Here is a 1,207-nt window from a genome sequence, read left to right as displayed (position 1 = left end):
CGTGAAAAGCAGAAGGAGTTGCGTGAGATTGCATAAAAAAACAGGCAAAAATGGTTAGCAAAATTGATACCATGCTGTTTGCCTGTTTTTCGAAAACTCGAGTATATTATGATTAAGGATAAAAAATTCAGGAGGTATACGATGACGGAGATAGGGATTATTGGCGGCAGTGGTTTTTACAACGTCGGAGACAATGACCGGCCTGCTGCTACAAGCATAGAGCTGATTGAAGAGATATCGGTGGATACGCCGTATGGTTCGCCCTCAGATCGGTATAAGGCGCTGAGGATAGCAGGCAGAGACGTGTTGTTTTTACCGCGTCACGGGGCTGGTCACAGCATAGCGCCACACAAGGTCAACTACCGTGCCAACATCTGGGGGTTCAGTGAGCTTGGCGTAAACCGAATATTTGCGGTGGGTGCAACCGGCGCCATTAACAAGGTGTTAAATCCCGGGGATATGGCCATCCTCGACCAGATAATTGACATGACACACGGTCGCCCCTCAACCTTCTACGAAGAAGGCGAGGTCTATCACGTTGACTTCACCGAGCCGTTCTGCCCGCAACTGAGGGCCTGTCTGATAGAGGCGTCCAAGACGCTCGCATACGAGCACACAATCTACGACGATGGCGTCTACGTCTGCACACAGGGGCCGCGCCTTGAAACCAGACGCGAAATAAGCGCCTACTCGTGCCTGGGTGCCGACGTCGTGGGCATGACGGCAATGCCCGAGGCGATCTTGGCGCGTGAGCTACAGATATGTTATAGTACCATTGCGGTGGTTACAAACCACGCCGCCGGTGTGACCTCCGAAAAACTCACGGTGACGGAGGTCAAGGATACCATGGCAAAGGCCTTTGAGACGCTGAAAACCCTGCTCACTGCCGCCATTACCACCGTAGAACCACACCGGCAATGCCTGTGCAAGGATGCCCTAAAGGACGCCAAGGCATAGCATAAGGATATATTTTTTTTGACGTATTGACGATTAGTTTTTTTTTTACTATAATTTAACTAAACAACAAATAATGGAGGACTGTAACATAATGACTTTTCTAACAGCTAAGGACGCTATGTGCAAGCATGACAGGGCAAGTGTAACAGGTGGCAGGTGCGGGGTACGCTACGGCAGACTACTGGCATGTCTGCTGGTAATTGCGTGCGTATTGTCCACGGGCACGATGAATGCCTTTTCTCAAGAGGCT

The 1,207-nt window shown here is 50.3% G+C and carries 1 protein-coding gene; it reads left to right on the top strand.

Annotated elements, in window-relative coordinates; translation table 11 throughout:
* The first annotated feature begins 141 nt into the window (after window positions 1-141).
* Entirely contained in the window at window positions 142-957 is an 816-nt protein-coding gene (gene mtnP / locus HWQ67_RS19150; RefSeq protein ID WP_218254292.1) for an S-methyl-5'-thioadenosine phosphorylase, read from the top strand.
* The last annotated feature ends 250 nt before the right edge of the window (window positions 958-1,207 follow it).

It is taken from the genome of Candidatus Magnetobacterium casense (assembly GCF_019173545.1).
GTDB classification, from domain to species: domain Bacteria; phylum Nitrospirota; class Thermodesulfovibrionia; order Thermodesulfovibrionales; family Magnetobacteriaceae; genus Magnetobacterium; species Magnetobacterium cryptolimnobacter.
Note: the sequence above shows the minus strand (reverse complement) of the source record. Positions and strands in the feature narration are given on the sequence as shown.